Below are 26,118 nucleotides of genomic sequence, written 5' to 3' on the forward strand. Positions count from 1 at the left end.
TTGCGGCAATCCCGGATGCAAAACGCTCAGGCATTCTTGCCGGAATTGCTCCGCGGCTGCGATAGCATCCGCGGGGCGCAACGACAATCGTTTCAGAAGATATCGATGGTGAGGTCCGCGGGGCGGGAATTCTCCAGGATGCGCTTTCCGTTCGGCAGGTCGTTGCCGTAGAGCTTGCGCTGGATCTCGTCTTCCGGCAGGCCATAGCCGAGCCAGCGCCGGCGCAGCCGCTCCTCCAGCACCGCATAGGGCGGGCCGACGAAGATGGTGACGTCGAATTTCCCGTCGAGCCGGTCCCAGGGCGCGTCCTTCAGCAGCAGGTAGTTGCCTTCCGCGAGGATGAAGCGCGTATCGGCCGGGATGGCACGGGCGGCGTTGATGGCGATCTCGCGCGATCGATCGAAGACCGGGACGAGGACTTCGTCCTGTGCCCTTTTCAGGGCCTCGACGATGTCGATGAAGCCGCGGGCGTCGAAGGTTTCGGGTGCACCCTTGCGCGGCAGGAGGCCGCGTTCGGCGAGAATGCCGTTGTCCATGTGAAAGCCGTCCATCGGCAGGATTTCCGCCGTCTCGCCGCGGGCGAGAAGCCTTTCCCTGACGGCTTCGACCAGCGTCGACTTGCCGGCGCCCGGAGGGCCGGCAATGCCGAGCAAGACGCGGCGCGCGTTTTGCGCGCGCCGCAGAAGATCGTCCACGATTGTTTTGACCGTTGTCATGCCGCGACGGCCTCGGCGGGCAGTTTCGCGCCGGTCATGAAGGCGACGGCGTCGGACATGGTGTAGTCCTTCGGGTTGATGACCGTCAGCCGCCGGCCGAGCCGGTGGATGTGGATGCGGTCCGCCACCTCGAAGACATGCGGCATGTTGTGCGAGATCAGCACGATCGGAATGCCGCGCCGGCGCACGTCGAGGATGAGTTCCAGGACGCGTCGGCTCTCCTTGACGCCGAGCGCCGCCGTCGGCTCGTCGAGGATGATCACTTTCGAACCGAAGGCGGCGGCGCGCGCCACGGCGACCCCCTGGCGTTGGCCGCCGGACAAGGTCTCCACCGCCTGGTTGATGTTCTGGATCGTCATCAGCCCGAGTTCGGAGAGCTTGTCGCGGGCGAACTTCTCCATCGCCGTGCGGTCGAGCTTGCGGAACCACTGGCCCATGACGCCGGGCTTCCTGATCTCGCGGCCGAGGAACATGTTGTCGGCGATCGAGAGGGCGGGCGAGAGCGCGAGGTTCTGGTAGACGGTCTCGATGCCGGCGCTGCGTGCCTCGATCGGCGAGCGGAAATGCACCGGCTGGCCTTCGAGGCGGATTTCGCCCTCGTCCGGCGTGATGGCGCCGGAGATCGCCTTGATCATCGAGGACTTGCCCGCGCCGTTGTCGCCGATCACGGCGAGGATCTCGCCGGGATAGAGGTCGAAGTCTGCTTGGTCGAGGGCGGTGACGCGGCCGTAGCGCTTGACGAGACCGCGGGCGGTGAGAATGGGTTCGAGAGCCATCAGCCTGCTACCTTTCTGATCCACTGGTCGATTGCGACGGCCGAGATGATGAGGACGCCGATCAGGAGATAGGTCCATTGCGGGTCCGTGCCGATGAGGCGAAGACCGAGCGAGAAGACGCCGACGATCAGCGCCCCGAAGATCATGCCGAGGATCGAGCCGCGCCCGCCGAACAGCGAGAGGCCGCCGATCACCACGGCGGTGATCGATTCGATGTTGGCGAACTGCCCCGCCGTCGGCGAGACCGAGCCGATGCGGCCGATGAGCGCCCAGCCGGCGAGCGCGCAGATGAGGCCGGACAGCGTGTAGACCGAGACCAGCATGCGCTTGACGTTGACGCCGGCCAGCTCCGCCGCGTCCGGATCGTCGCCGACCGCATAGACATGGCGGCCCCAGGCGGTGTGGTTCAGCACGTACCAGAGCAGCGCCACCAGCAGCACCATGGCGATGACGCCGTAGGTGAAGACCGCGCCGCCGAAGCGGATGTTGTTGCCGAAGAACTGCAGGAGCGGGGCCTGCGCGGAGATGTCCTGCGAGCGGATGGTCTCGTTGGCCGAATAGAGGAAGTTCGAGGCGAGGATGATCTGCCACATGCCGAGCGTGACGATGAAGGGCGGCAGCTTCATGCGGGCGACGAGCAGGCCGTTGATATAGCCGCAGAACGCGCCGCAGGCGAGGCCGCACAGGACGGCGAGCGACGGCGGCAGGCCGTAGCGGAAGGTGAACTGGCCCATCACGACGGAGGAAAGCACCATGATGGCGCCGACCGACAGGTCGATGCCGGCCGTCAGGATGACCAGCGTCTGCGCCGCGCCGACGATGCCGACGATGGCCACCTGCTGGAGGATGAGCGTCATCGTGAAGGCGGAGAAGAACTTTCCGCCGAGGATGATGCCGAATACCGCCACCGAGAGCACGAGCACGATCAGCGGCACCGCGGAGGGACTGCCGTGCAGGAAATGCTGAAATTTCTGGACGGGCGTCTTGTCGTGCGTATCGAAGGAGGCGACCTGGGTCGCGCTGCCGGACAGCACCTTCTCGAATTCCTGCGAGGGTTGCGAGGGCTGGGCGCCCTGCGAGACCGTCGATGTCTCACTCATGATCTTCTCCTCCCCTTCCGGCGCCGACCGTCGCGGCTGACCGGATGAAATGGTGCATGGACGCATCGCTGGGGCGCCTTGCGCACCTGCCGCCATCTGCGGGCGGTCTCCTCCCCGGGCGGTGCCGGCTTTCGCCGCAGCCTGGGGATGAAAGGTGCCCATGTCTTGTTGCGAATGTCAAAGCAGGGCCGGTCTTCGCCGCGACCCGATCCGCGTCCAAAGCGGAAAGCCGGCCCGGTCAAGCCGGGCCGGCGGGGGCATCAGCCCCAGCACTTGTCCTTGCCGGCCTTGGTGTCGATGGACTCGACGCCGTCTGCCGGCTTGTCCGTCACGAGCGTCACGCCCGTGTCGAAGAAGTCCTTGCCTTCGGTGGCCTTCGGCTTTTCGCCGCTGTCGGCGAAGGTCTTGATGGCCTCGATGCCGAGGGCGGCCATCATCAGCGGGTACTGCTGCGAGGTGGCGCCGATGACGCCGTCCGCGACGTTCTGCACGCCCGGGCAACCGCCGTCGACGGAAACGATCAGCACGTCGCCTTCCTTGCCGACGGCCTTCAGCGCTTCATAGGCGCCGGCAGCGGCCGGTTCGTTGATCGTGTGCACGACGTTGATGGACGGATCCTTCTGGAGAAGGTTCTCCATGGCGGTGCGGCCGCCCTCCTCGTTGCCGTTGGTCACGTCGTGGCCGACGATGCGGGCATCGTCCTCGTCGCCGATCTTGGAAATGTCCTTCACGTCGATGCCGAAGCCCTTCATGAAGCCCTGGTTGCGCAGCACGTCGACCGAAGGCTGCGAGGGCGTCAGGTTAAGGAAGGCGATCTTGGCGTCCTTGGCGGCATCGCCGAGCGACGCGGCGGCCCACTTGCCGATCAGCTCGCCGGCGAGCAGGTTGTCGGTGGCGAAGGTCATGTCGGCGCTGTCGAGCGGCTCCAGCGGCGTGTCGAGCGCGATGACGAGCAGGCCCGCATCCCGCGCCTTCTGCACGGAGGGAACGATGCCCTTCGTGTCGGACGCGGCGATCAGGATGCCCTTCGCGCCGTCGGCGATGCAGGTCTCGATCGCGGCGACCTGGCTTTCCGAATCGCCGTCGATCTTGCCGGCATAGGCCTTCAGCGTCACGCCGAGTTCCTTGGCCTTCGCTTCGGCGCCTTCCTTCATCTTGACGAAGAAGGGGTTGGTGTCGGTCTTGGTGATCAGGCAGGCGGTGGTGTCGGCGGCGGCGGCCGGCGTGGAAAAGGCGACGCCGAGTGCAAGCGCGCCGAGAGCGGCGGAAATGATGGTTTTCTTCATGGTATCCTCCCAAGGACGAAACGGGATGCGCCCCTCTCCTGGGGCGATCCGGTCGCAGGGCGGCGGGCAGGTCCTCTGCCGGCCGATCCTTGCTTCCGTCTTCAAGAGAACACCAAAAGAAATGCCTGTCAATAAATAAATCGAATTGAATTATTAATTCGATGTGGCATGCTGCAGGGAAAGAACGGGCGAAAGCCCCGCTGCGCGTTTCCGGTGGAAGAGCGGATCGCCAGCCGATAAGAGGACCGGAAGGGCGCGGGCGCCCGGTCCGGCACGGGAGGAGACGATGATCAGAAAGGACGCGACGGCACATGCCGTGCCGGCCGAAATCCTCGATCCGAGCGGGGGCGCGAACCAGGTGCGCGTCCGGGCCTATAACGAACGCCTGGTCATGTCGCTGGTGCGCCGGCACGGTAGCCTGTCGAAGGCCGAGATCGCCCGGCGCAGCGGCCTTTCCGCCCAGACCGTCACCGTCATCATGCGCGCGCTGGAGGCGGAGGGGCTTTTGATGCGCGGCGAGCCGATGCGCGGCAAGGTCGGCCAGCCCTCCGTGCCCATGCGGCTCAATCCCGATGCGGTCTATTCCTTCGGCCTGAAGATCGGCCGCCGCAGCGCCGATCTCGTTATGATGGATTTCGTCGGCGGCATCCGCCGCCGCGCGCGCCGCACCTATCCCTATCCCATGCCCGGCCCGCTGCTTTCCTTCGTCGAGGAGGGCCTGGCCGAGCTGGAAGCCGCGATCACGCCGGAGGAGCGCGCCCGCATCGCCGGCTTCGGCGTCGCCGCCCCCTTCGAACTGTGGAGCTGGGCGAGCGAAGTGGGCGCACCGCAGGCCGACATGGACCAGTGGCGCGGCGTCGACCTGGAGGCGGAGATCGCAAGCCGCGTGCCTTACCCGGTCGCGCTCCAGAACGACGCGACGAGCGCCTGCGCGGCCGAGCTCGTCTTCGGCCTCGGCCCGCAATATCCCGATTTCCTCTATCTCTTCATCGGCTCCTTCATCGGCGGCGGCGTGGTGCTGAATTCGGCGCTCTTCACCGGCCGCACCGGCACGGCCGGCGCCATCGGCCCCCTGCCCGTGCAGGGCCGCGACGGCGAGACGGTGCAGCTCCTGAAGATCGCCTCGATCTACCGCCTGGAGAACCTGCTGCGCGAGCACGGCATTGATCCGAAGCCGCTCTGGTATTCGCCGGACGGATGGATCGATTTCGGCGCGCCGCTTGCGATCTGGATCGAGGACATGGCCGCCGCGCTCGCCCAGGCCGTCGTCGCCTCCGCCTCCGTCATCGACTTCTCCGCCGTCATCATCGACGGCGGCTTTCCCGCCTGGGTGCGCGAGCGCGTGGTCGCGGCGACGCAGGCCGCCGTCGCCCGCCTCGACCTCCAGGGCGTCACCCTGCCCGAGATCGTCGAGGGCGCGGTCGGCAGCGCCGCGCGCTCGATCGGTGGGGCCAGCCTGCCGCTCTTTTCCCGCTATCTTCCGGACCAGAACGTCCTCTTCAAGGAGCTTGCCTGAATGCTGAAAGGTCTTGACCCCATCCTGGGCCCGGAGCTGCTCGCGACGCTGCGCGCCATGGGCCACGGCGACGAGATCGCCCTCGTCGACGGCAACTATCCGGGCGTCGAGCACGCCCGCCGCCTCATCCGCCTCGACGGCGTGCCGCTCGTCCCCGTGCTGAATGCCGTGCTCTCGGTGCTGCCGATCGACGATTTCGTCGAGGAGGCGATCTTCCGCTCCACCTTCCGCCAGGAGCGCGACACGCTGGAGCCCGTGCACCGCGAGATCATCGACTGCTGCGCCCGCCATGCGCCGGATCGCGCGGTCGTGCCGCTCGTCGGCGCCGATTTCTACGGCCGCGTGCGCGCCGCCCATACGCTTGTGCAGACCAGCGAGCCGCGGCTCTATGCCAATGTCATCCTGCGCAAGGGCGTCATCTATCCCTGACCCTGTTTCCCGCGGAACAGCGCGGGGCGGGGGGATGTGAGACCTTCTGATCACCGGATGAGAGAGGCTCATCCCCAACCGATCAGGAGAGACCCCATGCGCAAGATCATCGTTTCCGCCACCGTCGCCCTCGTTGCCGCCGTTTCCTTCGCCGCCCCCTCGCAGGCCGGCTCCTACAGCTACGGTTACGAGCCCGCCTGCTTCATCAAGAAGGTGAAGGCCTACGACTATTACGGCAACGTCGTCATCAAGAAGATCCGCGTCTGCCATTGATCCCTCTTCTTCGTCGATCCTCCCCGCCTTGCCCGGCTCGAAAGAGCCGGGTTCTTTCTGTTTGGCCCTTGAATGAAGGGGAGGGCCGTGTTTGTCTCGCGCCATATCGAAGAACGGGAGTATCGCATGCGCGTGCTGGTGGTGGAAAACGACAGGGTGACCTTGCTGGGGCAGATCGGCATCGCCCTTGACGAGGCGGGCGCCGAGATCGACCTGTGCCGCCCCCATGCCGGCGACACCATCCCGGCGGATGACGCGGCCCACGATGCCATCGTCGTCATGGGCGGCCCGCAGAACGCCCGCGACGACGAGCGCCACGGCTACCTGCCGGCGCTCGCCGCGCTGATGCGCCGCTTCGGCGACGCGGACAAGTCGGTGCTCGGCGTCTGCCTCGGCAGCCAGCTTCTCGCCCGGGCCTATGGCGCGGAAAACCTGATCGGCGCGGCGCCGGAATTCGGCTGGTGCACGGTGGCGCTGACGACGGACGGCGCCGGCGATCCGGTTCTGTCGGCGGCGGCCGGCGCGTTCCCGATCTTCCAGTGGCACAGCGACACGTTCACGCTGCCGGACAAGGCCGTGCGCCTCGCCACCAATGGTGCCGCCGAGAACCAGGCCTTCCGCATCGGCCGCGCCACCTACGGCACCCAGTTCCATTTCGAGGCGAGCCGCGCGGTGGTGGACGGCTGGGCGGAGACCTTCCCGCAGCTCATCGAGACGCTCCAGCCCGGCTGGCTCGCACGGCGCGCCGCCCTGGCCGACGAGAACGGCCCGCGCGCCGACGCCACGGGCCTTGCCATCGCGCGGGCCTGGGTGGCGACGATCGCCGCCGCCGCGACCCGCCGGGTCGCCTGAAGCGGATACGGCCTTAGAACCCGGACAGCGCCGCCGCGAATCGCGATGCGGCGGCCTTGAGGATTTCCGGGGCGAAGCCGGAAAAGCCGATGACCAGGCCCTGCCGCGGCGGATTGGTGACGGCCATGGCCGAGAGCGCCCGCACGCCGAGCCCGGCGCGCGCGGCAATCTCCACCGCATCCGTATCGGCAAGCGCGGCCGGCAGGCCGGCGACGAGGTGCAGGCCCTGGTCCGGCACGCCGACCGAAAGCGCGCCCGCCGTCGAGAGCCCGGCCACCAGCGCGTCGCGTGCCGCCTGCGCCTGCCGCCGGGCGCGGCGCAGATGCGCGGCGAAGTGGCCCTCGCGGATGAGGTCGGTGAGGGCGGCCTCGGCCAGCGTCGGCGGGCTGCGGTCGCTGCGGCCGCGCAGCGCCACGACCGCGTCGAGCAGCGGATCGGGAATGACGGCATAACCGAGCCTGAGGCCCGGGAAGAGCACCTTGGAGAAGGTGCCGAGATAGATCACGCGCCCGCTGTCATCCATGCCCTGCATGGCGGCGAGCGGCGGCCCGGCGAAGCGGAACTCGCTGTCATAGTCGTCCTCGATGATCCAGCCGCCGGTCTCCCGCGCCCAGTCGATCAGGGCGAGCCGCCGGCGCATGCTCATGGTCACGCCGAGCGGGAACTGGTGCGACGGCGTGACATAGACGGCGCGGGCGCCCGGCGCCGCCAGGGCGATATCCGCCCCCTCGCCGTCGACGGCAAGGCCGCAGAGCGCCAGGCCGTTGCCGGAAAAGGCCGCCCGGGCGCTCGGATAGCACGGGTCCTCGATCATCACCTGGTCGCCCGGCGCCAGCGCGCTGCGGATGACGAGGTCGATGCCCTGCTGCGTGCCCGTCGTGATGACGATCGAGCGCGCCGCGCAGCGCACGCCGCGCGCCTGCCGGAGATAGGCGGCGACCGCCTGGCGCAGCGCTTCGCCGCCGCGCGGATCGCCATAGTGGAAGTGCTCCGGGCCCGGCCGGGCGAGATGGCGCGCCAGCAGCGTGCGGAACTGTTTCAGCGTGCGTGCGTCGGCCATGGCGACGCCGAGCGTTCCGGGCAGCGGCATTGTCGGGGCGCTCTTCTCCCGCTCGACCGGTTCCGTCGGCCTCATCGTCGGCACCCGGTCGGCAACGAACGTGCCGGCCCCGGTGCGGGCGACCGCGAAGCCCTCGGCGATCAGCGTCTCGAAGGCGGCGACCACGCTGCCGCGCGAGGTCTTCAGCCGCTGCGCGAGGTCCCGCGTCGGCGGCAGCTTGCTGCCGGGCGGAATGTCGCCCGCCTCGATCAGCCGCCGCAGTTCGCGGTAGAGCGCCGGCGTGCGCCGGCCCGCCGCCGGGAGAACGGGAACGAGCGAGGACCAGTCCGGCAGAATGGTCCGGATTTTTTGCTCGGAATTGGTGCTTTTTCGATCCAATGCCATGACGCACCATGGCGGCCTCTCCTTTGAAAGGCAAGCCCGCAGATGAGCACCGAGACCGCCGCCTATCCCGTCACCCCGCGCAACCGCGTCAAGCGCATGCACGAGCGCGGCAGCTACGACCGCGAAAGCGTCCATGCCATTCTCGACGCCGCCATGCTCTGTCACGTCGCCTATGTCATCGACGGCCAGCCCTATGCGACGCCCACCCTCTTCTGGCGCAGGGGCGATACGCTCTACTGGCACGGTTCCTCCGCCAGCCGCATGCTGCGGCACCTGAAGGCCGGCACGCCCGCCTGCCTCACCGTCGCCCATCTCGACGGGCTGGTGCTCGCCCGCTCCGGCTTCAACCATTCGGCCAATTACCGCTCCGCCATGTGCTTCGGCACGGCGCGGCTCGTCGAGGACCCGGCGGAGAAGATCGAGGCGATGCGCGACGTCGTCGACCGCTTCTATCCGGATCGCAGCGCGCTGCTGCGTCCCATCACGCCGCAGGAGGCCAAGGCGACGACGATCGTCGCCATGCCGATCGACGAGGCGGCGGCCAAGGTGCGCGCCAAGGGCGTCGGCGACGACGAGGCGGATTTCGCCCTGCCGATCTGGGCCGGCGTCATTCCCGTCACCACCGTGCTCGGCCCCGCCGAGACCTGTCACCGGCTGGTGGCGGGCGTGGAGAAACCCGAAACGCTGGCGATCTTCCCCGAGGGCGGCCGGCTGGACGCCGCGCTGCGGACGGGACAGCAGCGCTACGAGGATGCCTGAAGTCCATGCGCCATGGTCCACGCGGCGGATTTCGCCCGTGGGTTTGTCAAAGAGCATCGGACGGGGCGCTGGAAGCTGCCTCATCTGAAAAATTGTATCTGCGGCACCTTTCAGCGCCCCGTTCGGCGGTTTTTGCCCGCGACTGCGGTCCCTCTGCAAGGGCCGGGGCCGTGGATGCCTGTCGCCGGTTTCCGGGATGGGCGCCTCCGTTTTGGCATGCGCAATCGCGCGCCATGGCGATTGCGGACGGAAAGGCGCTCTCGCACCCTTCCCGGAGAGGCTTCACCCCGGCGGACGATGCCGACGCATCCGCCGGACCCGGCCCCCTTGTGTGCCGTACAGGCACGCCCGGCGCGCCGTCCGGGGCATGAAACGGCAGGGTCGGTCCGACGCCCCGCCGCTTCCCCCGTGTCGCCGGAGGGAGACCATTTTCCGCAGGCCCCTGCGGTGCGGGCTCACGTCCTTCCCCCGCCACAAGCGCCGGCCCCACCTCACTGCCACGCCTGGCAGCGTATCCGTGGCGGGACGGGAGGATTGTAGGCACGGAATTGGTGGGCGGGGAAAACGGGGCGTGTTTTTTGGGGAGGAGAGGGCGTGCCGTGCGGATGGATCCTCGGGTCAAGCCCGAGGATGACGACAGAAGGGAAGGGGGGCGGACTAAAGCAGCGGTTCCGCATGCCGTACCGTTCAATGGGGTCCCGGGCTTTTCCTCCCCTCCGTCATCCTCGGGCTTGACCCGAGGATCCATCCGCACGGCACGCCTTCTCCTCCAATCGCCAGAAAGCCCCGGATGCGGGGGCATCCGGGGCTTTCGGGTTCTGTCACGGGGCGGTGGTGCCGGCCTTTATTCGTCGCCCATCTTGAGCGCGGCGATGAAGGCTTCCTGCGGGATCTCCACCTTGCCGAACTGGCGCATGCGCTTCTTGCCGGCCTTCTGCTTTTCGAGCAGCTTGCGCTTGCGGGTGGCGTCGCCCCCGTAGCACTTGGCGGTCACGTCCTTGCGCAGCGCCGAGATGGTCTCGCGGGCGATCACGTTGCCGCCGATGGCGGCCTGGATCGGGATCTTGAACATGTGCTTCGGGATCAGCTCCTTGAGCTTCTCGCACATTTCGCGGCCGCGCTTTTCGGCGGCCATGCGGTGCACCATCATGGAGAGCGCGTCGACCGGCTCGCCGTTGACGAGGATCGACATCTTCACCAGGTTGCCTTCCTTGTGGTCGGTGATCTGGTAGTCGAAGGAGGCATAACCCTTGGAGATCGACTTCAGGCGGTCGTAGAAGTCGAAGACGACCTCGTTGAGCGGCAGGTCGTAGGTGAGCATGGCGCGCGTGCCGACATAGGTCAGCTCGATCTGGATGCCGCGGCGGTCCTGGCAGAGCTTCAGGATGCCGCCGAGATAATCGTCGGGGGTCAGGATGGTCGCGCGGATCCACGGCTCGTGGATCTCCGAGATCTTCACGACGTCGGGCATGTCGGCCGGGTTGTGCAGCTCGCGCTCGGAACCGTCGGTCATGAAGAGCTTGTAGACGACCGAAGGGGCCGTCGCGATCAGGTCGAGGTCGAACTCGCGCTCCAGGCGCTCCTGGATGATCTCGAGGTGCAGCAGGCCGAGGAAGCCGCAGCGGAAGCCGAAGCCGAGCGCGGCGGAGCTTTCCATTTCGAAGGAGAACGAGGCGTCGTTGAGGCGCAGCTTGCCCATCGCCGAGCGCAGGTCCTCGAAATCGGCGGCATCGACCGGGAAGAGGCCGCAGAAGACGACGGGCTGGGCCGGCTTGAAGCCCGGCAGGGCCTTTGCCGTCGGGCGCTTGTCCTCGGTGATCGTGTCGCCGACGCGGGTATCGGCCACTTCCTTGATCGAGGCGGTGATGAAGCCGATCTCGCCCGGGCCGAGCGAATCCATCGCCACCATCTTCGGCGTCAGCACGCCGACGCGCTCGATCGTGTATTTCGCGTCCGTGCCCATCATGCGGATGGTCTGGCCCTTGCTGATGCGGCCTTCGATGACGCGCACGAGAACCATGACGCCGAGATAGGTGTCGTACCAGCTATCGACGAGCAGCGCCTTCAGCGGGGCCTTCTCGCCGCCTTCGCTCTTCGGGGCGGGCAGGCGCTGGACGATGGCTTCGAGCACGTCCGGAATGCCGAGGCCGGTCTTGGCCGAGATCAGCACGGCGTCGGAGGCGTCGATGCCGATCACCTCCTCGATCTGCTCCTTGATGCGGTCGGGCTCGGCGGCCGGCAGGTCGATCTTGTTGAGCACCGTCACGAGCTCGTGGTTGTTGTCGATCGCCTGGTAGACATTGGCGAGCGTCTGGGCCTCCACGCCCTGGGACGCGTCGACGACGAGCAGCGAACCCTCGCAGGCCGACAGCGAGCGCGAGACCTCGTAGGCGAAGTCGACATGGCCGGGCGTGTCGATGAGGTTCAGCACATAGGTCTCGCCGTCCTTGGCCTTGTAGTGCAGGCGCACGGTCTGGGCCTTGATGGTGATGCCGCGCTCGCGCTCGATATCCATGTTGTCGAGGACCTGTTCCGACATCTCGCGGTCGGCAAGGCCGCCGGTCGACTGGATCAGCCGGTCGGCGAGCGTCGACTTGCCGTGGTCGATATGGGCCACGATGGAGAAGTTGCGGATATGGTCGAGGGGCGTCGAAGTGTTGGTGCTCATGCGCGCCATATAGCAGCGGGGAAGATTCCCGCAAAGCGGTAAATGAAGGGTTTCGTGCGCGCGAACGCCGCTATTCCGGGGCTTTTTCGCCTTCGACGAGCGCGCCGGCATTCGGCACCTGGGCGCTTCGGATCTCGAAGGTCTCCCGCGCCTCCGGCGGCACCGTCTCGCGCAGCCGCAGCCGCTGGGCGACGAAGGCGGCATAGGCGAGCGCCACGGCCATGGCGGCATAGATGAAGGTCTTCGGGCCGAAGACTGGCGTCAGCGCCGTCACGGCCAGCGGAACCAGCGTCGCCGAGGTCGACCAGGCGACAAGCAGCGTCGAGGCGAGGGGCACGAAGTCCTCCGGGTCGGTCCGGTCGTTGGCATGGGCATTGGCGATCGAATAGACGCTCTCGACGGCGCCCGCCCAGAGCGCGAAGACGATCATGAGGATGACGAAGGCCTGGAAGGAGACGAAGAGGGCGACGACCGCGGTGCCCGCGATCAGCAGGCAGGTGGCGATCAGCACGATGCGCCGGTCGATGCGGTCGGAGAGCGTGCCGAGCGGGTATTGCACGAAGATGAGGCCGAACTGCATGACGAACATCAGGAGCGCGACATCCGCCTGGCCGACCTTGTTGGTGGCGGCGTAGATCGGGGTAAAACCCTGTACCACCATGGAAAGGCCGCCGGCGGCCAGCACGCCGATCAGCGCGACCGGCGAATTGCGCCAGGCCATGGCGAAATCGACGCTGACCCGGGCGGGCGCCGGCGGGGTGGGCAGCTTCGTGAGGCCGATCGGCAGCAGCGCGATGGTGGTGACGAAGATGGTGACGAGCGGGGCGAGGTTGCCGTCCGCCGGCATGCGGCCGAACAGCCAGGCGCCGACGCCGAGCCCCAGCACATAGGCCATGTAGAAGAAGGACATGGCCTTGCCGCGCCAGCGGTTGTCGCTGGCATGGTTCAGCCAGCTCTGGGCGATGATGAAGTTCGCGTTGCCGGCCACGCCGTAGAGGCCGCGGGCGAGGATCCACAGGATCGGGTTGACGCCGAGCGCGACGAGGAAGGCGGCGATGATGACCAGCGCCAGCGAGCAGGAAAAGGCGCGGGCATGGCCGACGCGGCGGATGACGGGACCGGCGATGACGCAGCCGACCAGCCCGCCGAAGGCGATGGCCGTGACGGCCGCGCCCGGCGTCCACGAGGGCGCACCGGCCTGCGACAGAACATAGGGCACATAGGCCAGCATGATGCCGTTGCCGATGGCGACGAAGGTCATCGAAACGACGATGGCGGTGATGGAAAAGAGCGAGGACGCCCGCTGTGCTTCACCCGTCATCCGCCCGCCCTCCGAATCTCGCTGCGGCACCTTATCCGGCGGGAGGATGTCGCATTGTCGCCGGAGCGGCATGGCCGGAAAATATTTTCGGAAAGGGTTTGCCCGTTGACTCCATTATGAGAGAGAATTATTCCATGATAATGGAAAAAGTGATCGACCCTCTGGAAAGCGCCATCGGCGACCGGGTCCGGCTGCTGCGCGTGGCGCGCGGCCAGACGCTGGACGACCTTGCCGGGGCCTCCGGCGTCAGCCGGGCGATGATCTCGCGCATCGAGCGCGGCGAGGCGAGCCCGACGGCGCAACTGCTTTCGCGGCTCTGCGCGGCGCTGGACCTGACGCTCTCCGCCTTCTTCGCCTTCTCCGGGGAGGCGGGCGATCCCCTGTCGCGGCGCGAAGACCAGGTGGTCTGGCGGGATCCCGAGACGGGCTACCAGCGCCGCGCCGTCTCGGCGCCGAACACGGCCTCGCGCGTCGAGGTGATCGAGGTGACGTTTCCGCCGGGCGCGCGCATCGCCTATCCGCCGGAAACGGCCAAGGCGGGCATGACGCAGCATGTCTGGCTGTTCGCAGGCCGCCTGCGCATGACCCTTCGCGAGACGGTGCATGACCTGCGGCCCGGCGACTGCCTCTATATGAGCATCACCGAGGGCCATGTCTTCGAGAATCCCGGCGACGCGCCGGCGCATTATGCCGTGGTGCTGGACCGCGGCCGACCCTGAGCCATGAGGACGAGATGAGCGAGATCAGGCTGCTGGATGCCGACGAAACCCGGGCCCGGATGGGCGAACTGGCGGATGTGCTGGCCGATTGCGTGACCGGCGGGGCCTCCGTCGGCTTCATGGCGCCCTATGGGCCGGCCGATGCGCTGCCCTTCTGGCAGGACGTGGCGGCGGCGGTCGGCGAGGGGGCGACGCTGCTCTTTGCCGCCGAGCGGGCGGGGCGCATCGTCGGCACGGTGCAGGTCGGCATCCGCCAGATGCCGAACCAGCCGCACCGGGCGGACGTGAAGAAGCTGCTCGTCATGGAAAGCGAGCGCGGCCGCGGCATCGCCCGCGCGCTGATGGCCGTCGCCGAGGCGGAAGCCGCCCGGCGCGGCAAGACCGTGCTGGTGCTCGACACGGCCACCGGCAGCCCCGCCGAAACCGTCTACGAGCGCCTCGGCTGGCAGCGCGCCGGCGTCATCCCCGACTATGCGCTCTATCCGGACGGCCGCTTCTGCGCGACGACCTTCTTCTACAAGCGGATCGGCGAGGCGGCCCTGGCGGCGTGACGGCTGCGGAAAAGACAAAGGCCGCGGATTGCTCCGCGGCCCTCGCAGTCCCCCTGCGAAACGTGTCTTACTGGCCGACCGACGACACCATGACGGCATCGCCGTTTTCGATCGAGACCCAGCGGCCGGCGTGGAACGAGGCCTGGCGCTTCAGGTAGCGGTAGGGCGTTTCCGTCCAGAGCTTGACGTCGTTGTTGAGGTTGTCGAGGACGAAGTCGCCCTGCGTGGTGCGCAGCGTCAGCACGGCATGGCCTTCGCCGTCCGGCTTGCGCACGACGGTGATCAGCAGGTCGCCGGCGGCAAAGCCCTTCTCGATCAGCTTCTTGCGCTTGAGCAGCACGTAGTCCTCGCAGTCGCCCGCGCCGTCCGGATAGGACCAGACCTCGTCCTTGCCGTAGAGGTCCTTGTCGGTCATCGGCGTGACGGCACGGTTGATGCCGGCATTGATCTCGCGCACCACCGTCCAGCCGTATGCCGTCACCTTGGCGGGCGCCTGGCCGCGCACGCCGGCGCGGCACTCCGAAGCGTTGGTCTGACAGAATTCGTAATGGCCGATCGGCTGGGACGTGATGCCGCCGGTCTGCATGGTCAGTGCCGAAGCCGGCGCGGTGAAAGCCGAGGAAGAAGAGACGAGGAGGGCGAGAACCGCCGCAACCCCAGCCTTCGCACCAATCATTCGTGCCATGAAACGTCCCCTAATCGTTAACAAAGAGTTAACGGTCAGGTGGGGCCTTCGTCAATCATGAGAATTGGCGATGCGGGAATATGGTTAAAATGTGATCCGGCCGGGGCCTCATTGCCCGCGGGCGAGGGCTTCCGCCGCCTCGAGGATCTTGGCGATGTCCTGCGGGCGCGACAGGCGGTGGTCGCCGTCGCGGATCATGGTCAGCACCACGTCGTCACCGGAAAGGTGCTCCATCAGGCGCACCGCATGTCCATAGGGCACGTCCGGGTCGGCCATGCCCTGCAGGATATGCACGGGGCAGCCGGTCTCGATGGCGCCGGTCAGCACGCGGTTGTCGCGGCCGTCCTCGATGAGCTTTTTCGTGTAGATGTTCGGATCGGGGCCGTAGGGCGTCGGCTCCTCGAACTGGCCGCGCTCGGCCAGCGCCGTGCGCTCGGCCTCCGTCAGGTTCGGCTCGATCAGCTCCGAGGTGAAGTCCGGCGCCGGCGCGATGAGCACCAGGCCGGCAATCTCGATGCCGCCGCGCCGGGCAAGCTCGGCGACGGCGCGCAGCGCGATCCACCCGCCCATCGAGGAGCCGACGAGCACGGCGCGGCGCGTGCCGAGCGTCCCTGCCGCGTGGTCGACCACCGCGAGCGCCTCCTCCAGCCAGCGCGAGATCGTGCCGTCGACGAAGGCGCCGCCCGAGGCGCCGTGGCCGGAATAGTCGAAGCGCACGCAGCCGGTGCCGAGGCGGGCGGCAAGCCCGGCCAGCTCCACCGCCTTGGTGCCGGTCATGTCGGAGCGGTAGCCGCCGAGCCAGACGAAATGGGCGAGCGTATTGCCGGCGGCGGGCGGCTGCAGCGAAAGCGCGATCCGCCGCGCATCGCCGCCTTCGCCGACGGTGATGAAATCCGCCCCGCTTCCATTGCCGTTCGTCGTCGCCATGCCTATCTCCTGTCCTGCGTCCCGGCCGCAAAACCGCCTGCCTGCCGGCTTTTTCCCGCAAGCTAGACCAGATTCGCGCGTGCAAGGACAGGTGGTGATTTTTTCCGCGCGGCATGCTATTGACTTCGCAAGCGCGATCAACACATTGCCGGAAAACGCCGCCAGGCGGGCAATCGGCCCGGTCGACGCAGATCCATACCTATCGAAACAGTTCGAGGAGAACACGACCATTCGCAGACCCTTTAAAGCGGAAGCCCCCGTCAAGGACGGCCCGCGCTCCAACAAGGAAATCCGGATTCCCCGGGTTCAGCTCATCGACGCCGAAGGCACCAACCACGGCATCGTTCCCACCGATCAGGCGCTCCGCATGGCCGAAGAAGCCGGCCTCGATCTCGTGGAGATTTCGCCGAACTCCGAACCGCCCGTCTGCAAGATCCTTGACCTGGGCAAGCTGAAATACGCCAACCAGAAGAAGGCGGCCGAAGCGCGCAAGAAGCAGAAGATCGTCGAGATCAAGGAAATCAAGATGCGCCCGAACATCGACACCCATGACTACGAGGTGAAGATGAAGGCAATGAACCGCTTCTTCGACGAAGGCGACAAGGTCAAGGTGACGCTGAAGTTCCGCGGCCGCGAAATGGCCCACCAGGAACTCGGCATGAAGCTGCTGATGCAGGTCAAGGAAGACACGCAGACCATCGCCAAGGTGGAAGCCGAGCCGAAGCTCGAAGGCCGCCAGATGATGATGGTGCTCGCCCCGCGGTGATCGCGACCCATGACCACCGGATCGAAGCCGCCTTTCGGGGCGGCTTTTCCGTTTCTGCCCGCCGGATATTGCAATTCGAGGATTCCGGTTGCGCTTTTGGGGGACATCGGTTACAAGCCGCCGTCCGAACGGTCCGGCAGGGCATGCCGTGGCCGTTCTTTACGCTGGAGCCGTGCATCGTCACGCGGCTCGAATTCAAGAAGAATGGAGTAGCAAAATGCCCAAGATGAAGACGAAGTCGTCTGCCAAGAAGCGGTTCAAGATCACCGCGACCGGCAAGGTCGTCGCTGCCGCTGCCGGCAAGCGCCACGGCATGATCAAGCGTACCAACAAGTTCATTCGCGACGCGCGCGGCACCATGGTGCTGGCCGAGCCCGATGGCAAGAAGGTCATCAAGAACTACCTGCCGAACGGTCTCTGAGACTCGTCGGGCGATTTGATACGTTAAGGAGATCATGACATGGCACGTGTAAAACGCGGCGTAACCTCCCACGCCAAGCACAAGAAGACGCTGAAGGCAGCCAAGGGCTTCTACGGCCGCCGCAAGAACACCATCCGCGCCGCCAAGGCCGCGGTTGATCGTTCCAAGCAGTTCGCCTACCGCGACCGCAAGGTCAACAAGCGCAATTTCCGCGCGCTCTGGATCCAGCGCATCAACGCTGCCGTCCGCGAGCACGGCCTGACCTATGGCCGCTTCATCGACGGCCTCAACAAGGCCGGCATCGAAGTCGACCGCAAGGTTCTGTCCGACATGGCGATCCATGAGACCGCAGCGTTCGGCGCGCTCGTCGCAGCCGCCAAGAAGGCGCTGGAATACCTCAAGGACGCCGGCACGAAGAACGAGTTTGAAGCCGCCGTCAACTGACCGGCGCTTCCACAACCAAAACATCGTTTCGTTGTGAAACCCGCGCCGGGGAACCGGTGCGGGTTTTTGCTTATGGACCGGCCTTACCGAAGGACTGGAGATGGATGGCAGGCTGAACGATCTTTCCGCGATCCCGGACGCGACCCCCAAGGATATCGAGACGCTTCTCGCCGTCCTTGCCCGTGGTGCGCGCCGTATCGAGCGCGTGGAGATGTCGTTCGGCACCGTCTGGATCAAGCGTTACGGCACGGAGCGGCCCATCGTCTGGTCGCGTGCGCAAAACGCTCTCGCCCATCTGTTTCGCAAACCCTTCCTGCGGGCCTCGCCGCGGCTCGGCAGGACGGCGATGGTCGACCGCGAGGTGCGGCGGATCGCGGCCTTCGCGGCCGAGGGCCTGCCGGTGCCGACGGTGCTTTACCGCTCCGACAGCGCGCTCGTCCTGTCCGATGCCGGCCCGACGGTCAGCGCCCGGCTGAGGACGCTGAAGACGGCCGATCCGGCCGGCCACGAGGATCTGCTCGTCGCCTGCGCAGCCGAGCTCGGCGCCTTGCACGCAAGGAAGCTCTGCCACGGGCGTCCGCACCCGCGCGATCTCTTCCTTGAAGGCGGCCGGATCGGCTACATGGATTTCGAGGAGGAGCCGGAGGCGGCCATGCCGCTGCCCGCCGCCCAGGCGCGCGACCTCTGGCTCCTGTTTCTCCAGCTCGTGCCGAGCGCGCTGGAGGGCGAGACGACCGCCGGCCGGGCCCTGTCCGCCTGGCAGGAGAGCGCCCCCGGCGATGCGCTCTCCGAACTCTGTCTTCTCGTGGCGTTCCTCGCCAAGTTTTTATGGCTCACCCGATTGATCGGGCGCGTGCACATGGGTAGTGATCTGCGGCGCTTCCTCGCCGCAACCCGCTATCTGTCGCAGGTTCTCCTGGCCCCCCGCCCGGCCGATGCAAGCAAAGCAGGTAAAGATGACTGAACTCGATACACTGGAACATGGCCTCCTTTCCGCCGTTGCCGCGGCCTCCGACGAGGCGGCGATCGAAGCCGTGCGCCTCGGTGCGCTCGGCAAGAAGGGCTCCGTCTCCGAACTCCTGAAGACGCTCGGCACCATGTCGCCGGAAGAGCGCCAGACGCGCGGCGCGGCGATCAACGCGCTGAAGACCCGCGTCACCGACGCGATCACCGCGCGCAAGTCGGCGCTGCGCGACGCCGCCATCGAGGCGCGCCTTGCCGCCGAGACGGTGGATGTCAGCCTGCCGGTGCGCTCCTCGCCCGCCGAGCGCGGCCGCATCCATCCGATCAGCCAGATCGTCGACGAGATCACCGCGATCTTCGCCGACATGGGTTTCTCCATCGCCGAAGGTCCCGATATCGAGACGGACTACTACAACTTCACGGCGCTGAACTTCCCGGAAGGCCACCCGGCCCGCGAGATGCACGACACGTTCTTCTTCCCCGCGGACGAGAACGGCGAGCGCAAGGTGCTGCGCACGCACACCTCGCCCGTGCAGGTGCGCACCATGGAGGCACAGCAGCCGCCGATCCGCATCATCATCCCGGGCAAGACCTACCGGCAGGATTCGGACGCCACCCATTCGCCGATGTTCCACCAGGTCGAGGGCCTCGTGGTCGACAGGACGGCGAATGTCGCAAACATGCGCTGGGTGCTGGAGGAGTTCTGCAAGGCCTTCTTCGAGGTCGACAGCGTCACCATGCGCTTCCGCCCGTCCTTCTTCCCCTTCACGGAGCCGTCCTTCGAGGTCGACATCCAGTGCGACCGCTCGGGCCCGATCGTCAAGTTCGGCGAGGGCACGGACTGGATGGAGATCCTCGGCTGCGGCATGGTGCATCCGAACGTGCTGCGCGCCGGCGGGCTCGATCCGGACGAATACCAGGGCTTTGCCTGGGGCATGGGCCTCGACCGCATCGCCATGCTGAAATACGGCATGCCTGACCTGCGCGACTTCTTCAACGCCGACGTCCGCTGGCTGAGCCATTACGGCTTCCGCCCGCTCGACATGCCGACCCTGTTCGGCGGCCTCAGCGCGTAACCGGCATCCAAGGAGAAAGATCATGAAATTCACCCTCTCCTGGCTGAAGGACCATCTCGACACCGACGCCACGCTCGAAGAGATCTGCGCGAAGCTGACGGCGATCGGGCTCGAAGTGGAGGATGTCGACGACAAGGCGGCGTTCAAGCCCTTCGTCATCGCGAAGGTCGTTTCGGCCGAGCAGCATCCGAACGCCGACAAGCTGCGCGTTCTGAGGGTCGACACCGGCAAGGGCGATCCCATCCAGGTCGTCTGCGGCGCGCCGAACGCGCGCACGGGCCTTGTCGGCGCCTTCGCCGCGCCCGGCACCTATGTGCCCGGCATCGACGTGACGCTCGCCGTCGGCACCATCCGCGGCGTCGAGAGCCGCGGCATGATGTGCTCGGAAAAGGAGCTGCAGATCTCCGACGACCATGACGGCATCATCGACCTGCCGGCCGATGCGCCGGTGGGCACGAGCTATGCCGCCTATGCCGGCCTCGACGATCCGGTCATCGAGATCAACCTGACGCCGAACCGTCCGGACTGCACGAGCATTTTCGGCATTGCCCGCGATCTCGCGGCTGCCGGCCTCGGCATGCTCAAGGCCGCGAAGGCACCGTCCTTCAAGGTCGAGGGCGAGACGCCGGTCAAGGTCAGGCTGGAACTCGGCGGCGACGATCACCTGTGCCCGGGCTTTGCGCTCCGGCTCGTGCGCGGCGTGAAGAACGGCCCGAGCCCGCGCTGGATGCAGCAGCGGCTTCTCGCCATCGGCCTTCGCCCGATCAACGCGCTCGTCGACATCACCAACTACATGACCTTCGACCAGGGCCGCCCGCTGCACGTCTTCGATGCGGCCAAGGTGAAGGGAAACCTCGTCGTGCGCCGCGCGGCGGAAGGCGAGACGGTGCTGGCGCTCGACACGCGCGAATACACGCTGAACCCGTCCAACGTCGTCATCGCCGACGATGACGGCGTCGAATCGATCGGCGGCATCATGGGCGGCGAGCATTCGGGCTGCGACGAGAACACCGTCGACGTGCTGATCGAATCGGCACTCTGGGATCCGATGAACATCGCCAAGACCGGCCGCGCGCACGGCATCATCACCGATGCGCGCTACCGCTTCGAGCGCGGCGTCGACCCGCAATACATGGTGCCCGGCCTCGAACGCGCCACCGAGCTGGTGCTGGAGCTCTGCGGCGGCGTGGCCGCCAGGGCCGACGTCGTCGGCTACAAGGGCTTTTCGACCAAGATCGTCGATTTCCCCTTCTCCGAGGTCAAGCGCCTGACGGGCCTTGACGTCTCCCCGGAAGAGAGCGTGGACATCCTGACGCGCCTCGGCTTCACCGTCACGGGCGCGGGCGAGCGCGTCTCCGTCGCGGTGCCCTCCTGGCGTCCCGATGTCGAGGGCAAGGCGGATCTCGTGGAAGAGGTCATGCGCATCCACGGCGTCGACAATATCAAGCCGGCGCCGCTCGAAAGCCATGGTGCCGTCAACGGCCGCATCCTGACCACGCTGCAGATCCGCTCGCGCCTTGCCAAGCGCGCGCTCGCCGCGCGCGGCATGCTGGAGGCCGTCACCTGGTCCTTCATCCCGAAGGCCCATGCGGAGCTCTTCGGCGGCGGCGCAGCCTCGCTGGCGCTCTCCAACCCGATCGCGTCGGACATGTCGGACATGCGCCCCTCGCTGCTGCCGGGCCTCATCGCCGCCGCGCAGCGCAATGCCGACAAGGGGCATAGTGACGTCGCGCTCTTCGAGGTCTCCGGCACCTATGAGAACGACCGGCCCGAAGGGCAGCGCCGCGTCGCCGGCGGCGTGCGCCGCGGCACGGCCTCGCTCGCCGGTTCCGGCCGCCTCTGGTCGAACGCCGCCAAGGGCGGCGGCAAGCCGGTCGACGTCTATGACGCCAAGGCCGACGCGCTTGCCGTCATCGAGGCCTGCGGCCTGCCGATGGGCAATGTGCAGATCGAGCCCGGCGCGCCCGGCTGGTATCATCCGGGCCGGTCCGGCACGATCAAGATGGGGCCGAAGATCGTGCTCGGATATTTCGGCGAGTTCCATCCGAAGGCGCTCGGCGCGCTCGACGTCTCCGGCGCGCTCTGCGGCTTCGAGATCTTCGTCGACGCCATGCCGGACCCGAAGAAGAAGGCCACCCGCACCAAGCCGGCGCTCGACCTTTCGCCCTTCCAGGCCGTCAGGCGCGACTTCGCCTTCGTCGTCGACAAGACGGTGGAAGCGGGCGCCATCGTGCGCGCGGCGACGGGCGCCGACCGCAAGCTGATCGCCGCCGTCAACGTCTTCGACGTCTTCGAGGGCGCGTCGCTCGGCGAAGGCAAGAAGTCGGTCGCCATCGAGGTCGTCTTCCAGCCGACCGACAAGACGCTGACCGACGAGGATTTCGAGGCGCTCACCGCCAGGATCGTCGGCAATGTCGCCAAGACCACGGGCGGCACGCTGCGCGCCTGACCGGGACAGGAGCGGGGCGGCGACGCCCCGCTTGCCAGTTCGTGAGCGTCGGTCGCATTTTGTGAACGGACCGTCGCCTGCCCATGGATTGAAGATTGGTTAGCAAGACCTTAATTCCCTTGCCGGGAGGTATAGAGGTCGACATGGATTCTGTTGCCAATCTCCTGCCGCTCGCCATCATGGGCGTCGGCGTCTATCTTTTCTTCCGCTGGGTGGTGCGCGACATGAACCGCCCGACAGGCCGGTAGAGCTTCTCCCTTTACGCATTGCCGATCAGCACGCCCGCGGCCAGGACGAGGCTGCCGCCGAGCACGACCTGCAGAACGGCGCGGAAGAACGGCGTTTCCATATAGCGGTTCTGGATGAAGGCGATCGCCCAGAGTTCCACGAAGACGACGAAGACGGCGATGGTCGTCGCCAGCATGAAGTTCGGGATGAGATAGGGCAAAGCATGGCCGAGGCCGCCCAAGGCCGTCATGATGCCCGAGGCAAGGCCGCGCTTGACCGGCGAGCCGCGGCCGGAGAGCTTGCCGTCGTCGTGCGCCGCTTCGGTGAAGCCCATGGAGATGCCTGCGCCGACCGAGGCCGAGAGACCGACGAGGAAGGTCTGCCAGGTATCCTGCGTGGCGAAGGCGGCGGCGAAGATCGGTGCGAGCGTCGAGACCGAGCCGTCCATCAGGCCGGCTAGGCCCGGCTGCACGTAGGTCAGCACGAATTGCCGCCGCGCCGTCTGGTCCTCCTCCGCCCTCACGTCGGTGGGCGTGTGCTGCTCGCCGAGCCGGCGGGCGAGCGATTCATGGGATTTTTCCGCCAGCGCCAGGTCGCCGAGCAGTTTTCGCGTGGCCGCGTCCTGCGTGCGCGAGGCGGCGGCGAGATAGAAGCGGTGCGCGGCCTCCTCCATCGCCTCGGCCTGGGCTCGGATCGCCTCGATCGGCATGTTCGCGATCAGCCAGTCCGGCTTGCGCTCCGGGAAATCGCGCACATATTCGCGCCGCACCAGCGGGATGCGGTCGCCGAAGCGCGCCACATGGCGATCGATCAGCATCTGGCGGTGATGGCTCTCCTCCTCCGCCATCTCCTCGAAGATGCGGGCGGAATGCGGATAGGCATCGCGCAGCGCGTCGGCATAGGCAAGATAGATGCGCCCGTCATCCTCTTCCGAGGAGATGGCGAGGGCGAGGATTTCCTGCTCGCTGAGGGATTCGAGGCTGCGCTTGCCGGGGCGGAGAAGGCGGGAGAACATCGGCGACAATCCAGTTTAGAATAATTCTAAATATAGGGTCGAAGCCGCTCCGGTCAACCTCGACAGGATATCGCGCGTAAGGCTAGAGTGGCCGAAGCCGGGAGCGATTCCAGCAAAAGTGCGAAGCGGTTTTGCGTCCGGAATTGCGTAAAAACAAACAGATGGAGCGTTTTCGCGATTCGGGGAAAAGCGGAAACGATCCACACTGCGAAGGACGTGATGTGACCGCCGGATTGAAGCCGCTTAACGCAAGCCGCGACACGCTGCTCGATCGCATCGGCCGCCGTTTCGCCGACAAGCTGCAAAGCCAGACCTCCGGCTACGAGCCCTACACGCCCTCCGACCCCGAAACGCTGGCGCGCACGCTGCGGCCCGGCGACGTGCTGCTGGTGGAGGGCAACCAGAAGGTCTCCGCGGCGATCAAGTACCTGACGCAGTCGACATGGTCCCATGCCGCGCTCTTCGTCGGCGACGAGGTGCCGCTGACGCTGGACCAGGCGGCGCTGCCCGCCACGCAGCGCCCGCAGCTCATCGAGGTCAATCTCGGCGAGGGCTGCGTCGCCGTGCCGCTCACCAAGTACCGCACCTACAATACGCGCATCTGCCGTCCGGTCGGGCTGACGCCAGAGGATCGCGACACGCTCATCGCCTTCATGGTCTCGCGCCTCGGCCTGAAATACGATCTGAAGAACATCACGGACATGTTGCGCTACTTCCTGCCGACGCCGCCCGTGCCGGTGCGCTGGCGCCGCCGCCTGATCGCCTTCGGCTCAGGCGATCCGACGCGGGCGATCTGCTCGACGCTGATCGCGGAGGCCTTCGAGACGATCCGCTATCCGATCCTGCCGGACATCACGCGCGCGCCGGGCCATGCGGCGGCGACCTCGACCTATTCGCGCGAGGAGATCCTGCATATCCGCCATCATTCGCTCTATACGCCGCGCGACTTCGATCTCTCGCCCTATTTCGAGATCGTCAAGCCGACCTTGAAATACGGTTTCGACTACAAGCGGCTGGAATGGGCGCCGGGCCGCGAAGGGCCGTGACGGCCCCGCGCGCGACCCCCTGACGGATCAGCCCTGCTTGAGCGGTGAGATCGCGATCTCGACGCGGCGGTTCTGCGCGCGGCCCATTTCCGAGGCGTTGGAGGCGATCGGGCGTTCCAGGCCGTAGCCCATCGCCGACATGCGGCGCGGGTCGACGCCGCGGCCGGCCAGATAGTTGGCGACCGAGTTGGCGCGGCGGTTGGAGAGGTCCATGTTGTAGCCGGCATTGCCGACCGAATCGGTATGGCCGTCGACGTCGATCAGCGTCTTGTTGAACTTGCGCAAGACGAGCGCGACCGAATCGAGCGTCGGATAGAACGGCGGGATCACCTGGTCCTGATCGGTGGCGAAGGTGACGTTCGACGGCATGTTGAGGATGATGCGGTCGCCCATGCGCGTGACCGAAACGCCGGTGCCCTGAAGCTGGGCGCGCAGCTCGGCTTCCTGGTTGTCCATGTAGTTGCCGATGGCGCCGCCGGCCAGCGCGCCGACGCCGGCGCCGATCAGCGCGGCATTGCGGCGCTGCACCGGGTTGTTGCCGATCAGGAGGCCGGCAACCGCGCCGACGCCCGCGCCGATCGCAGCGCCCCCGGCCGTGTTCGAGACCTTCTGCTCGCCCGTATAGGGATCCGTCGTCGTGCAGGCGGAAAGGTAGGTCGCGGCGAGCGCGACGAGCGCAACTTTCTTGTACATGGAGTGTCCCCGGAAACGTCGATGATTCTGCTTCAACCTAGCGATTGCGGCAGGAACATGAAAGAGGCCCGCTTTCAGGCGGTTTTCCCCTCGCCTTCGCCGTTTGCGCTGGACGTGACACCTGCGCTTGCCGCCACCACCAGCGCCGTGCCGAGCATCTGCAGGGGCGTCATCGGCTGGCTGAGCACGAGGAAGCCGGCGAGCGCGCCGAGCGCCGGCTCCAGGCTCATCAGGATGCCGAAGGCCGACATCGGCATGCGGCGCAGCGCGGTCATCTCCAGCGCATAGGGCAGGAGCGGCACGAGCACGGCGAGGCCGAGGATCATGCCGAGCCCTTCCGGGTTCAGCGCCTCGGCGGCGCGCGGCAGGCCGAAGGGGGCCGCAACGATGGCCGCGAAGACCAGCGACATGGAGAGCCCTTCGAGCCCCCTGAACGCCGCGCCGGTCTTCTTCATGAGGATGATGTAGGTGCCCCAGCCGATGCCGGCACCGCAGGCAAACAGCATGCCCATGGGATCGCCGACCCAGCCCGCGCCGTCATGCGACAGCAGCACGACGCCGATGAAGGCCGCGCCGGGCCAGATCAACCGCCAGCCCGCGCCGAGCGACCAGGTGGCGACCGCCAGCGGTCCGAGGAACTCGATGGCGACGGCAAGGCCGAGCGGGATGCGGTGGATCGCCGCGAAGAAGCAGAGTGTCATTGCCGCCATGGTGGCGCCGAGCAGCATGGCGCCCTTCCACTGGTCGCGGCTGTAGGAGCGCATCGGCGGACGCACGATCAAGGCCAGGATCGCCGCCGCCATGACGAGGCGCAGGAATGTCGTGGTCGAGGGGCCATAGGCATCGATCGCGGCCGCCGAGAAAGCCGAGCCGAACTGGATGCTCGACATCGAGCCGAAGCATAGCAGGACGCCCGTGAGGAGCCCCGCATTGCCCGAGCCCGAAAGCCCGCCGCCCGTCGCTGTCCGTTGGTCGGCCATGATAAGCCCTCCCGG

26 protein-coding genes are annotated in these 26,118 nt (G+C 67.0%); 14 read left to right on the plus strand and 12 right to left on the minus strand.

Annotation, left to right across the window (positions count from 1 at the left end):
- Window positions 1-92: 92 nt before the first annotated feature.
- From EV665_RS08455 to EV665_RS08470, 4 genes are all read right to left on the minus strand, one after another.
- Window positions 93-716, minus strand: coding sequence for a nucleoside triphosphate hydrolase (locus EV665_RS08455; RefSeq protein ID WP_133033783.1), 624 nt, complete (start codon window positions 714-716; stop codon window positions 93-95).
- Complete coding sequence (locus EV665_RS08460) at window positions 713-1,492, minus strand: ATP-binding cassette domain-containing protein (RefSeq protein WP_064332205.1); 780 nt, start codon at window positions 1,490-1,492, stop codon at window positions 713-715. Before EV665_RS08460 ends, EV665_RS08455 begins: the two co-directional genes overlap by 4 nt.
- Window positions 1,492-2,592, minus strand: a complete 1,101-nt coding sequence (locus tag EV665_RS08465) for an ABC transporter permease (protein ID WP_064332206.1) — start codon at window positions 2,590-2,592, stop codon at window positions 1,492-1,494. Before EV665_RS08465 ends, EV665_RS08460 begins: the two co-directional genes overlap by 1 nt.
- Window positions 2,593-2,852: 260 nt before the next feature.
- The gene (locus EV665_RS08470) at window positions 2,853-3,878 is read right to left on the minus strand and encodes a sugar ABC transporter substrate-binding protein (RefSeq protein ID WP_064332207.1); all 1,026 of its coding nucleotides are present in this window, start codon (window positions 3,876-3,878) and stop codon (window positions 2,853-2,855) included.
- Between the two features lie 286 nt (window positions 3,879-4,164).
- Here EV665_RS08470 and EV665_RS08475 point away from each other — a divergent pair, with 286 nt between their 5' ends.
- The 4 genes from EV665_RS08475 to EV665_RS08485 all read left to right on the plus strand — a co-directional run bounded on the left by EV665_RS08475 (window position 4,165) and on the right by EV665_RS08485 (window position 6,948).
- A complete protein-coding gene (locus tag EV665_RS08475) occupies window positions 4,165-5,394 on the plus strand; it encodes an ROK family transcriptional regulator (protein WP_064332208.1) in 1,230 nt (409 codons plus the stop codon).
- On the plus strand, window positions 5,395-5,823 hold the full coding sequence (locus EV665_RS08480; protein ID WP_064332209.1) for an RbsD/FucU family protein: 429 nt from the start codon (window positions 5,395-5,397) through the stop codon (window positions 5,821-5,823).
- 96 nt (window positions 5,824-5,919) lie between these two features.
- Entirely contained in the window at window positions 5,920-6,096 is a 177-nt protein-coding gene (locus EV665_RS32275; protein WP_162853016.1) for a hypothetical protein, read from the plus strand.
- Window positions 6,097-6,222: 126 nt separating this feature from the next.
- Window positions 6,223-6,948, plus strand: a complete 726-nt coding sequence (locus EV665_RS08485) for a type 1 glutamine amidotransferase (protein WP_133033986.1) — start codon at window positions 6,223-6,225, stop codon at window positions 6,946-6,948.
- 13 nt (window positions 6,949-6,961) lie between these two features.
- Here the strand turns inward: EV665_RS08485 and pdxR are convergent, their stop codons facing one another.
- Complete coding sequence (gene pdxR, locus EV665_RS08490; protein ID WP_133033784.1) at window positions 6,962-8,392, minus strand: MocR-like pyridoxine biosynthesis transcription factor PdxR; 1,431 nt, start codon at window positions 8,390-8,392, stop codon at window positions 6,962-6,964.
- A 42-nt stretch (window positions 8,393-8,434) separates the two neighbouring features.
- Here pdxR and EV665_RS08495 point away from each other — a divergent pair, with 42 nt between their 5' ends.
- The gene (locus EV665_RS08495) at window positions 8,435-9,151 is read left to right on the plus strand and encodes a pyridoxamine 5'-phosphate oxidase family protein (protein ID WP_133033785.1); all 717 of its coding nucleotides are present in this window, start codon (window positions 8,435-8,437) and stop codon (window positions 9,149-9,151) included.
- An 844-nt stretch (window positions 9,152-9,995) separates the two neighbouring features.
- On the opposite strand, the gene lepA is transcribed toward EV665_RS08495, so the two are convergent.
- Both lepA and EV665_RS08505 read right to left on the minus strand, forming a co-directional pair.
- Window positions 9,996-11,828, minus strand: a complete 1,833-nt coding sequence (lepA, locus tag EV665_RS08500) for a translation elongation factor 4 (protein ID WP_064332213.1) — start codon at window positions 11,826-11,828, stop codon at window positions 9,996-9,998.
- 61 nt (window positions 11,829-11,889) lie between these two features.
- The gene (locus EV665_RS08505; RefSeq protein WP_064332214.1) at window positions 11,890-13,140 is read right to left on the minus strand and encodes an MFS transporter; all 1,251 of its coding nucleotides are present in this window, start codon (window positions 13,138-13,140) and stop codon (window positions 11,890-11,892) included.
- Window positions 13,141-13,274: 134 nt separating this feature from the next.
- Here EV665_RS08505 and EV665_RS08510 point away from each other — a divergent pair, with 134 nt between their 5' ends.
- Entirely contained in the window at window positions 13,275-13,859 is a 585-nt protein-coding gene (locus EV665_RS08510; RefSeq protein WP_380685030.1) for a helix-turn-helix domain-containing protein, read from the plus strand.
- A 14-nt stretch (window positions 13,860-13,873) separates the two neighbouring features.
- Entirely contained in the window at window positions 13,874-14,410 is a 537-nt protein-coding gene (locus EV665_RS08515; protein ID WP_064332215.1) for a GNAT family N-acetyltransferase, read from the plus strand.
- A 67-nt stretch (window positions 14,411-14,477) separates the two neighbouring features.
- On the opposite strand, the gene EV665_RS08520 is transcribed toward EV665_RS08515, so the two are convergent.
- Entirely contained in the window at window positions 14,478-15,095 is a 618-nt protein-coding gene (locus tag EV665_RS08520; RefSeq protein ID WP_133033786.1) for a transglutaminase-like cysteine peptidase, read from the minus strand.
- Window positions 15,096-15,203: 108 nt separating this feature from the next.
- A complete protein-coding gene (locus EV665_RS08525; protein WP_133033787.1) occupies window positions 15,204-16,022 on the minus strand; it encodes an alpha/beta hydrolase in 819 nt (272 codons plus the stop codon).
- A gap of 229 nt (window positions 16,023-16,251) precedes the next feature.
- Here EV665_RS08525 and infC point away from each other — a divergent pair, with 229 nt between their 5' ends.
- From infC to pheT, 6 genes are all read left to right on the plus strand, one after another.
- The gene (gene infC / locus EV665_RS08530) at window positions 16,252-16,788 is read left to right on the plus strand and encodes a translation initiation factor IF-3 (protein WP_084438355.1); all 537 of its coding nucleotides are present in this window, start codon (window positions 16,252-16,254) and stop codon (window positions 16,786-16,788) included.
- A gap of 217 nt (window positions 16,789-17,005) precedes the next feature.
- A complete protein-coding gene (gene rpmI, locus EV665_RS08535; protein ID WP_024270153.1) occupies window positions 17,006-17,209 on the plus strand; it encodes a 50S ribosomal protein L35 in 204 nt (67 codons plus the stop codon).
- A gap of 39 nt (window positions 17,210-17,248) precedes the next feature.
- Entirely contained in the window at window positions 17,249-17,653 is a 405-nt protein-coding gene (gene rplT, locus EV665_RS08540) for a 50S ribosomal protein L20 (RefSeq protein WP_064332218.1), read from the plus strand.
- Between the two features lie 100 nt (window positions 17,654-17,753).
- Window positions 17,754-18,617, plus strand: a complete 864-nt coding sequence (locus tag EV665_RS08545) for a BUD32 family EKC/KEOPS complex subunit (protein ID WP_064332219.1) — start codon at window positions 17,754-17,756, stop codon at window positions 18,615-18,617.
- Entirely contained in the window at window positions 18,610-19,692 is a 1,083-nt protein-coding gene (gene pheS / locus EV665_RS08550; protein ID WP_133033788.1) for a phenylalanine--tRNA ligase subunit alpha, read from the plus strand. The genes EV665_RS08545 and pheS overlap by 8 nt, the downstream gene beginning before the upstream one ends.
- A gap of 22 nt (window positions 19,693-19,714) precedes the next feature.
- On the plus strand, window positions 19,715-22,141 hold the full coding sequence (pheT, locus tag EV665_RS08555; protein WP_133033789.1) for a phenylalanine--tRNA ligase subunit beta: 2,427 nt from the start codon (window positions 19,715-19,717) through the stop codon (window positions 22,139-22,141).
- A 259-nt stretch (window positions 22,142-22,400) separates the two neighbouring features.
- On the opposite strand, the gene mbfA is transcribed toward pheT, so the two are convergent.
- Entirely contained in the window at window positions 22,401-23,384 is a 984-nt protein-coding gene (gene mbfA / locus EV665_RS08560; RefSeq protein ID WP_064332222.1) for an iron exporter MbfA, read from the minus strand.
- Between the two features lie 221 nt (window positions 23,385-23,605).
- On the opposite strand from mbfA, the gene EV665_RS08565 reads away from it, so the two are divergent.
- Window positions 23,606-24,430 (plus strand): C40 family peptidase, encoded by an 825-nt coding sequence (locus tag EV665_RS08565; protein WP_245337336.1) that lies wholly within the window; start codon window positions 23,606-23,608, stop codon window positions 24,428-24,430.
- 27 nt (window positions 24,431-24,457) lie between these two features.
- Here the strand turns inward: EV665_RS08565 and EV665_RS08570 are convergent, their stop codons facing one another.
- On the minus strand, window positions 24,458-25,123 hold the full coding sequence (locus EV665_RS08570; protein WP_064332223.1) for a YiaD family glycine zipper/OmpA-like lipoprotein: 666 nt from the start codon (window positions 25,121-25,123) through the stop codon (window positions 24,458-24,460).
- Window positions 25,124-25,197: 74 nt separating this feature from the next.
- Window positions 25,198-26,103: an EamA family transporter gene (locus tag EV665_RS08575; RefSeq protein WP_133033790.1), complete on the minus strand. Its 906-nt coding sequence runs from the start codon at window positions 26,101-26,103 to the stop codon at window positions 25,198-25,200.
- Window positions 26,104-26,118 lie beyond the last annotated feature (15 nt).

This window comes from Shinella granuli, from assembly GCF_004341885.1.
Classification (GTDB): Bacteria; Pseudomonadota; Alphaproteobacteria; order Rhizobiales; family Rhizobiaceae; genus Shinella; species Shinella granuli.

What these genes read in the sequence shown, in the direction of transcription:
- pheT (WP_133033789.1), top strand. Translation starts at nt 19,715, where the DNA reads ATGAAATTCACCCTCTCCTGGCTGAAGGACCATCTCGACACCGACGCC.
- mbfA (WP_064332222.1), bottom strand. Translation starts at nt 23,384, where the DNA reads ATGTTCTCCCGCCTTCTCCGCCCCGGCAAGCGCAGCCTCGAATCCCTC.
- EV665_RS08485 (WP_133033986.1), top strand. Translation starts at nt 6,223, where the DNA reads ATGCGCGTGCTGGTGGTGGAAAACGACAGGGTGACCTTGCTGGGGCAG.
- EV665_RS08505 (WP_064332214.1), bottom strand. Translation starts at nt 13,140, where the DNA reads ATGACGGGTGAAGCACAGCGGGCGTCCTCGCTCTTTTCCATCACCGCC.
- rpmI (WP_024270153.1), top strand. Translation starts at nt 17,006, where the DNA reads ATGCCCAAGATGAAGACGAAGTCGTCTGCCAAGAAGCGGTTCAAGATC.
- EV665_RS08470 (WP_064332207.1), bottom strand. Translation starts at nt 3,878, where the DNA reads ATGAAGAAAACCATCATTTCCGCCGCTCTCGGCGCGCTTGCACTCGGC.
- EV665_RS08495 (WP_133033785.1), top strand. Translation starts at nt 8,435, where the DNA reads ATGAGCACCGAGACCGCCGCCTATCCCGTCACCCCGCGCAACCGCGTC.
- EV665_RS08480 (WP_064332209.1), top strand. Translation starts at nt 5,395, where the DNA reads ATGCTGAAAGGTCTTGACCCCATCCTGGGCCCGGAGCTGCTCGCGACG.
- EV665_RS08460 (WP_064332205.1), bottom strand. Translation starts at nt 1,492, where the DNA reads ATGGCTCTCGAACCCATTCTCACCGCCCGCGGTCTCGTCAAGCGCTAC.
- rplT (WP_064332218.1), top strand. Translation starts at nt 17,249, where the DNA reads ATGGCACGTGTAAAACGCGGCGTAACCTCCCACGCCAAGCACAAGAAG.
- EV665_RS08525 (WP_133033787.1), bottom strand. Translation starts at nt 16,022, where the DNA reads ATGGCGACGACGAACGGCAATGGAAGCGGGGCGGATTTCATCACCGTC.
- pdxR (WP_133033784.1), bottom strand. Translation starts at nt 8,392, where the DNA reads ATGGCATTGGATCGAAAAAGCACCAATTCCGAGCAAAAAATCCGGACC.
- EV665_RS08520 (WP_133033786.1), bottom strand. Translation starts at nt 15,095, where the DNA reads ATGGCACGAATGATTGGTGCGAAGGCTGGGGTTGCGGCGGTTCTCGCC.
- EV665_RS08510 (WP_380685030.1), top strand. Translation starts at nt 13,275, where the DNA reads ATGATAATGGAAAAAGTGATCGACCCTCTGGAAAGCGCCATCGGCGAC.
- EV665_RS08465 (WP_064332206.1), bottom strand. Translation starts at nt 2,592, where the DNA reads ATGAGTGAGACATCGACGGTCTCGCAGGGCGCCCAGCCCTCGCAACCC.
- EV665_RS08575 (WP_133033790.1), bottom strand. Translation starts at nt 26,103, where the DNA reads ATGGCCGACCAACGGACAGCGACGGGCGGCGGGCTTTCGGGCTCGGGC.
- EV665_RS08475 (WP_064332208.1), top strand. Translation starts at nt 4,165, where the DNA reads ATGATCAGAAAGGACGCGACGGCACATGCCGTGCCGGCCGAAATCCTC.
- EV665_RS08545 (WP_064332219.1), top strand. Translation starts at nt 17,754, where the DNA reads ATGGATGGCAGGCTGAACGATCTTTCCGCGATCCCGGACGCGACCCCC.
- EV665_RS08570 (WP_064332223.1), bottom strand. Translation starts at nt 25,123, where the DNA reads ATGTACAAGAAAGTTGCGCTCGTCGCGCTCGCCGCGACCTACCTTTCC.
- EV665_RS32275 (WP_162853016.1), top strand. Translation starts at nt 5,920, where the DNA reads ATGCGCAAGATCATCGTTTCCGCCACCGTCGCCCTCGTTGCCGCCGTT.
- pheS (WP_133033788.1), top strand. Translation starts at nt 18,610, where the DNA reads ATGACTGAACTCGATACACTGGAACATGGCCTCCTTTCCGCCGTTGCC.
- EV665_RS08515 (WP_064332215.1), top strand. Translation starts at nt 13,874, where the DNA reads ATGAGCGAGATCAGGCTGCTGGATGCCGACGAAACCCGGGCCCGGATG.
- EV665_RS08455 (WP_133033783.1), bottom strand. Translation starts at nt 716, where the DNA reads ATGACAACGGTCAAAACAATCGTGGACGATCTTCTGCGGCGCGCGCAA.
- lepA (WP_064332213.1), bottom strand. Translation starts at nt 11,828, where the DNA reads ATGGCGCGCATGAGCACCAACACTTCGACGCCCCTCGACCATATCCGC.